3 protein-coding genes are annotated in these 6542 nt (G+C 46.7%); 2 read left to right on the plus strand and 1 reads right to left on the minus strand.

Annotation, left to right across the window (positions count from 1 at the left end):
• Positions 1-32: 32 nt before the first annotated feature.
• Together ENN47_08375 and ENN47_08380 are read left to right on the plus strand one after the other, a co-directional pair.
• Entirely contained in the window at positions 33-995 is a 963-nt protein-coding gene (locus tag ENN47_08375) for a ribose ABC transporter substrate-binding protein (GenBank protein ID HDP78183.1), read from the plus strand.
• 199 nt (positions 996-1194) lie between these two features.
• Complete coding sequence (locus ENN47_08380) at positions 1195-3303, plus strand: VWA domain-containing protein (GenBank protein HDP78184.1); 2109 nt, start codon at positions 1195-1197, stop codon at positions 3301-3303.
• 451 nt (positions 3304-3754) lie between these two features.
• Here ENN47_08380 and ENN47_08385 read toward each other — a convergent pair.
• Positions 3755-6542 (minus strand): peptidase S8 (locus ENN47_08385; protein ID HDP78185.1); only part of this gene is annotated, 2788 nt, incomplete at its 5' end.

Below are 6542 nucleotides of genomic sequence, written 5' to 3' on the forward strand. Positions count from 1 at the left end.
CGTTGGGGCCAAAGGAAATAGGAGGTGTTTTTGTGAAAAAGGCATTAGTTCTTATGATCTTTGTAGTGTTTGTACTCTCGGCTTTTGCAGTTGCCGCCGAGAAGATCAAGATTGGTGTCGCCATCCCAAGTGCAGATCACGGCTGGACAGGTGGGATCGTATGGTGGGCACAGAGGGCAATAAAGGACTGGAACGAAAAGGATCCCGATGTTGAGTTCTTCCTGGTCACTGCCGATTCACCCGCGAAACAGGTTGGAGATGTTGAAGACCTCATGGTAAAGGGTATTGATGCTCTTGTAATTCTTGCTCATGACTCCGAACCACTCACACCGGTAGTTGAGAAAGCGTACAACAGCGGGGTATTTATTGTCTCAGTTGACAGAGGTCTCACCAAGCCTGTCGAAAATGTGTATGTTGCCGGCGACAACCCCGGTCTTGGAAGAGTGTCCGGCGAATGGTTAGCACAGGCCATGAATTACAAGGGCGATATAGTCGTTCTTGAAGGTATTCCGTGCGTGATCAACAGCGAAAGAGTGGATGCGTTTAATGAAGTCATAGCGAAGTATCCAGATATTAAGATCCTGGATTCTCAGCCGGCTTACTGGGATACTGCACGTGGACTGGAAATTATGGAAAACTACCTTCAGAAGTATCCTAAGATTGACGCTGTTTGGGCGCAGGATGACGACGTTCTTGTTGGAGTTCTTCAAGCCTACAAGGAATCTGGAAGAAATGATATCAAGATCTTCCTTGGTGGCGCCGGATCAAAGGAAATGATAAAGAAGATCATCGACAATGACCCTCTAGTAAAGGCAGACGTTACATATCCGCCGTCAATGATCGCTACCGGTATTTCGATGGCCGTATTCGCAATGAGAGGCCAGCCTCTAGAAGGCTTCTATCAGCAGCAGATTCCTTCAAGAATAATACTCGCTGCCGAGCTGATTACAGCAGATAACGCCGAACTCTACTACGAACCTGATTCGATATTCTGATTTTTTTGGTTCAGCTAGATATTCCCGGAGATCTTTGATCTCCGGGTTTTCATTGGTAAAGATAAATACCATTTTCAAATCTATCTCGAGCCAATAATAAGCTGCTGCTCAATTCTCATATATTGAATCGCATTGATGAAGCAAACTTTATAGCTTTCTCTAATGTCATAAGCAGTGAGGAAAAAGAGGGGGCGATAGAATGAAGGGTTTTGGGGCAATGGTTCTTTTCGTTCTGGCTGGTGCAACTGCCTTTTCAAACGGGGTTGTGGTTCCACCGTATCCGGTTGAAAGGGATCTAGGCGGATTTGTTATGAACACTCACAATGTTCATATAAGAATCGAAGACGGAATTGCAACTGTGATTATCGAGGAGGAATTTGAAAACACATCCAAGAGATTGCTTGAAGCGGTGTATCTCTTTCCAATACCTTCTTCGGCCGTGATTAGCGACTTCACTATGAAGATTGGAGATCAGGTTTTCAAGGGAGAAGTACTGCCGGCTGATCAGGCACGAGAAATCTATCAGGAAATCGTCGCAAAAATGAAAGATCCGGCACTGCTCGAATACGTTGGAACTCAACTGATCCGAATGAGCATATACCCCTTTGAACCGGGAGAGAAACGCCAGTTCTTGATTCAATACAGTCAGCCTCTCGAGATTTCGTCTAATTCTTATTCGATGATCTATCCTTTAAAAATTGATAGCTTTCTCTCTGCGCCGATAGGAGCTGTCAACATCAGAGTTTCGGTCCCGTCTGAGATTGCAGAGGTCTATTCACCGACTCACCCATTCAGAGAGATGATAAGCGCGTCGGGCAGCGATTATATCTTTAGCGCAACCGATTTCGTGCCAGTTTCTGACGTAGCTTTGGTTCTCACGTCATCGGAAGACGAGATACCTTCATCTCTTGCCACCCACTGGGATGATGCCATGAATGAAGGATACTTCCTTCTCACAATTATCCCTAGACTGAAAGAAGAGACAATCATTCCCAAGGATGTTGTCTTCGTTCTCGACATTTCCGGCTCGATGTACGGAGAGAAGATTGAGCAGGCGAAGAGAGCTCTGGAGCAGGTCCTTCAGATGTTTCGCTCCGGCGACCGCTTTGCGATTGTGACTTTCGATGGCCATGTCCACAATCTCACGGGAGGCCTGCTCGATGCATCTGAAAGGGCTGTCTGGATTGAGAAGGTAAGGCGCATTCAGGCAGATGGTATGACAAATATCTATGACGCTCTTCAAACGAGCATAGACATGTTCAGCAAAGACAACCTGGGAAGGTTCAAAGTGCTCCTCTTTCTCACAGATGGAGCTCCTACCGAAGGAATTACAGACACGGGGAAGATAATCAACGATGCAACTCCCGAAGCTAGAGCCAGAAATGTCCACCTGTTTTCTTTCGGAGTTGGAACAGGGGTCGTAGCAGAACTGCTAGACAGACTGGTCCAGGAAAATGCCGGAAGAGTAAGTTATATTGTCGAAGGTGAAAACATAGAAGGAAAAGTGACCGATCTGTACAGAACGATCGAGACGCCGGCTCTGGAAAACGTTAGTATATCTGTTGAAGGATCGGAGGTTGCGAAGGTTCTTCCGACCGGCCCGCATTCTCTATTCTCCGGACAGGCTCTAAGACTCTCCGGCATTTACTTTGAAGAGGGCGATCTGAAAGTAATCGTAGAAGGAACAAGAGGAGCGGAGAGATACAGATACGAGTATCTATTCAGAGTTTCAAAGAATCCTGACAACCCATTTATTGCAAAGATCTGGGCACAGAAGAGAATTGCTCATCTTGCAAATATCTTCAGGTATGACTCCTCTCTCTCAGAAGAGGCAAAAGAAGAAGTGAAACAGGAGATCATTGCTCTCTCGAAGAGATTCAACATAATTAACGAGTTTACCTCATACCTGATTGCTCCTGAAAGAGTACAGACCTCTACCCTGGGAGACAGGGGCGGTTTCAGCGGAGCCCCCGCTGCAGATGCCGTAATGGCTGCAAAGTCCGTTGCCGAGATGGAACAAGATCAGTTTGTTGAAGGTGAAGCCTCTGACTACAAGTTTGTTGACAGCGTAGGATTTTTTCTTGAAGAGGAGACGTGGATCCAGGACGACGAAAAGGTCAAGACACTTGAACCTATAAGCCTTGTTGCCTTCAGCAAAGCATATTTTGAATTGGCTGATAGAAGCGAATGGGTTGAAAAGGTCTTTGCTCTCGGAGAAAAAGTCAAATTCATCTTCGATGGAATCCTTTTCGAAATTTCAGACGAAGGAATAGAGAGCGTTGAAGAACTGGACGAAATCTTGAAATAGGCATCGTTCTCTAACAGAAAACCTGATAAAGACCGTGTGAGTTATTATTGTCCATATTTTTGTCCGGATCAGCGCCGTTGCTTACGAAATATCATTTGAAGTCTGTATAGACGAAGCACTAAAGGGGAGGATGAGCAAATACTATTCCGTGATTCTCTCTTTTCAGGGAGGGCTAACGGCTTTCGTCAAGAGCTACTGAGTCTCCCCTCATTTATCAATTGATTTTTCATGGCCTCCGCACTTCTATCATCGGCTTTTGAAAACTTGTATCAACAGGCTTTTCGATTAAATCAATACAATACCTAGTCGATCACCAAAAAAGAAAGATTGTACAAAAGAGGAAAAGGAACGCAGAGGTTGCGTTCCTTTTCAAGCTGCTTCCTATATTGAGTTATTGGAATTTTGAGGCTCTTGAATCAGAAGCTTCAAGATTCACCGTTTTGTACAAAGATCAATCTCCAATTATCGGGGCGAACTGGAAGTCAATCCAGTTGTCGCCGCCGGAGAGGGTTATTGTCTGTGCGTTGGCAAGATTAGGAACGCCTCCGGAGTAGTTGTAGTATCCGAGGAGATCTCCGGTATTGATCGTTCCGCTCTCATCCATGTCTCTCCAGGCATATACCTTCACTTGAGAAAGGCTCACATTGCTGAAGTGATACGCTCCTGAATCCGAGAGGTTAGTGCTGGCAATATTGGAGCTTGTCGAGGGATTTCTCAAGTAGACCTTGAACTCCTGCGGCGAGGTAATGGCGTCGAGAGCCCCTTCCGCATCTACAAGCCCCCAGCCGTAGTAGTCGTCTCTGCCCGGTGTTCCAAGATCAACTGCAGTATTGCTCAACACACTTCTGATATCGTCTGGATCAGTCAAGCCGGATCCCATCAAAAGAGCCACAAGGCCTGTAACATGAGGAGTGGCCATGGAGGTCCCCTGCATGTACATATATGTGTTTTCCGCAGGTGTCCAGCCGGTGCTGTAGATTCCATTTGGATCAGTGCCCGATAGCATGTACCCTCCGGGCGCAACTACATCGAGTTCAGGACCAAAGCAGGAGTAACTCGACCTTGTTATTGTGCCCTCATCCTCCCACACAGCTCCGACCGCTATAGTCTCGGAATAGCGAGCGGGATAGAGGATATCTCCATTTCCGTTGTTTCCTGCAGCAGCAACCATTACTACTCCATTTCTCTCTGCGTATTTAACCGCATCGTATACCGCCGGGCTGTCTGAAGCTCCTCCGAGGCTCATGTTTATAATCTTCGCCCCGTGATCGACTGCGTAGATGATGCTTTTCATAAGAGCTGCTGCGTCTTTGATTCCTCTTATCGGGATCAAGGTAATCCCGAATCCTCCCCAGGTAACTCCCGAGACTCCAGTGCCGTTGTTTGTGAGTGCAGCGATCGTTCCAACGACGTGAGTACCGTGACTGTCTTCGGAAGTGCTTGGTTCCGAGACATTAGTGTTGTTATCTATGAAGTTATAACCGGACTCAAAGATCCCTGCGAGATCGGGATGATTGGTGCTGAATCCCGAATCGATCACCGCAACAACTACGCTTCTTGAACCGACAGTGTAATCCCATGCCTGAGGCATATTCATCAGGGGATAGTTCCATTGAATCGGGTAGAAGGTGTCGTTAGGCGTCGTTTCAAGCGCGTAGAAAGTGCTGTTTCTAGACACCTGGACGACTCCAGGCAGTCCTCTCAACTCCTTCTCGCTAGCGGTTGTTCTTACGTGAAAGTACTTCAGTTCACCGTAATAGTCTTCAATCCTATTAATTATCTTGATCTCGGGAAGAGAGGCGGTTAAGAATGATTCCTCTGCCTCCTTGAATGATTCTACCTTCAGCAGATACTCATTCTCGATGTATTCGGGTTTGTCGTTCGTCGTTCTTATTTCCGTATTGGAGCGTATCTCCATCTCATTCAAGTCAGCAGTCTTTATGTTTCCCGTATATGGGGTAACGGTACCGTAGATGTTCTTCGTTGTAGATTCTGCTGTATAGTTTGCAACAATGTTTTTCGGCGAGTTGATGTTCACCGATATTGGGTTATCATCGCCCATGTTTGCTCCGTTGATTACCCAGTGAGAGAATGTGTACCCCGTTCTCACCGGCGCAGTGAAATTCTTGACCGTCCCCGCCATGTACCAGGCGGCTCCATCAACGGTTCCTCCTGCAGGATTTGTCGATGTTGTCACTTTGTACTCTACTTTCATCTCTGCAGTGTAAGTCATATCGGAGTTGAGGGTTATAGTTCTCGGATTGCTGGTGACCGTATCGCTCCACTGAACAAAAGTGAAACGAGTATCCGTTCCTGCTACCTGACCAGATCTCTCTTTTTCTTGAGGAGAGGCGACTCCAATACTACTTGCAGTTCCACTATTGAGAGTAACTGTCTTCGGCGAAGTGTAGTTAGTCCCGCCAATGCTGATGTTCAATCCGGTTTCCGGAGATGTAGTAACCGTAAGAGTGTACTGAGCCTGCTGCTCTGCGAAAACGGCAGTTACGTGATATGGCTTGTCAACCAATAGCTCTAGAGGACGTGCACTTCCCACATCTTTGCCATTGACATACCAATGGCTGAAGTTGTAAGGACCCAAATCACCGCTGAAGTCGAACAGCCATTCAGTGCCTCTATCTGTCCAGAAATCGGCAACTTCAGAGACTTCTGATGGTGAGGAATCAACGGTGATGCGATACTCGGTGTCCATTTCTGCAGTATATGTAATATCAGTGTTGACTGTCACATTTCTGGGATTCGAAGTACTGGCATCATTCCAGTTACTGAATACGTATCTCGCGTCTATTCCCGTAAGCCATGGGGAAATATCCTTCTGCTGAGGAGTTACAACAGAGATCTGCTTTGTGGCACCACTGTTTACTATCATTCCTTTAGGAGACGTGAACAATGTTCCGTCTATTCGAATATCCAGCGCAAGATCGGGAGCAGTGGTAACAGTTAAATTGCAGGGAACCTGATTAGCAGTGTAAACGGCGACAACATTCTTAGGCTCGTTAATCGTAACGCCAAGAGTTGCCGAGGAACCTGAGTTTGTCCCATTTACAAGCCAATGGCTGAATGTATAACCTGCTCTTGTTGGTGCGGTGAAATTCTTAACCGTCCCAGCAGTGTACCAGCCTGCACCAGCAACGTCTCCGCCTTCTGGGCTGGTCGATGTGGTCACTTTGTGCTCTATCTTCATTTCGGCCGTGTAAGTCATATTGGAGGTGAGCGTTATC

Origin of the sequence: Mesotoga infera (assembly GCA_011045915.1) — a bacterium.
In the GTDB taxonomy this organism is placed as follows: domain Bacteria; phylum Thermotogota; class Thermotogae; order Petrotogales; family Kosmotogaceae; genus Mesotoga; species Mesotoga infera_D.